Here is a 687-nt window from a genome sequence, read left to right on the forward strand (position 1 = left end):
GAGGGTGGCCAGGGCCTCGCCCTCGATGTCCTCGGCGATGATCAGCAGCGGCTTGCCGGTCTGGACCACGGCCTCGAGCACCGGCAGCATCGCCTGCAGCGACGACAGCTTCTTCTCGTGGATGAGGATGTAGGGATCCTCAAGATCGGCGACCATCTTCTCCGCATTGGTGATGAAGTACGGGGAGAGGTAGCCGCGGTCGAACTGCATGCCCTCGACAACGTCGAGTTCGGTATCGGCGGTCTTAGCCTCCTCGACCGTGATCACGCCCTCGTTGCCGACCTTCTGCATCGCGTGGGCGATCATCTCGCCGATCTCCTTGTCGCCGTTGGCGGAGATCGTGCCGACCTGGGCGATCTCCTCCGAGGAGGCGACCTTGCGGGAGCGCTCGCTGATGTCCTTCACGACCGCGGCGACCGCGAGGTCGATGCCGCGCTTCAGGTCCATCGGGTTCATCCCGGCGGCGACGTACTTGACGCCCTCGCGGACGATGGAGGCGGCCAGCACGGTGGCGGTGGTGGTGCCGTCACCCGCGATGTCGCTCGACTTCGAGGCCACTTCGCGCACCATCTGGGCGCCCATGTTCTCGAACTTGTCGGCGAGCTCGATCTCCTTGGCGACGGTGACGCCGTCCTTGGTGATGCGCGGGGCGCCGAAGCTCTTCTCGATCACGACGTTGCGGCCCTT

1 protein-coding gene is annotated in these 687 nt (G+C 65.5%); it reads right to left on the reverse strand.

Going from position 1 to position 687, the window contains the following annotated elements:
- The coding region (groEL, locus tag MKK65_RS31590) for a chaperonin GroEL (RefSeq protein ID WP_243960287.1) at window positions 1-687 on the reverse strand (687 nt) is incomplete at both ends.

Origin of the sequence: Methylobacterium sp. J-001 (genome assembly GCF_022829565.1) — a bacterium.
Lineage (GTDB): Bacteria > Pseudomonadota > Alphaproteobacteria > Rhizobiales > Beijerinckiaceae > Methylobacterium.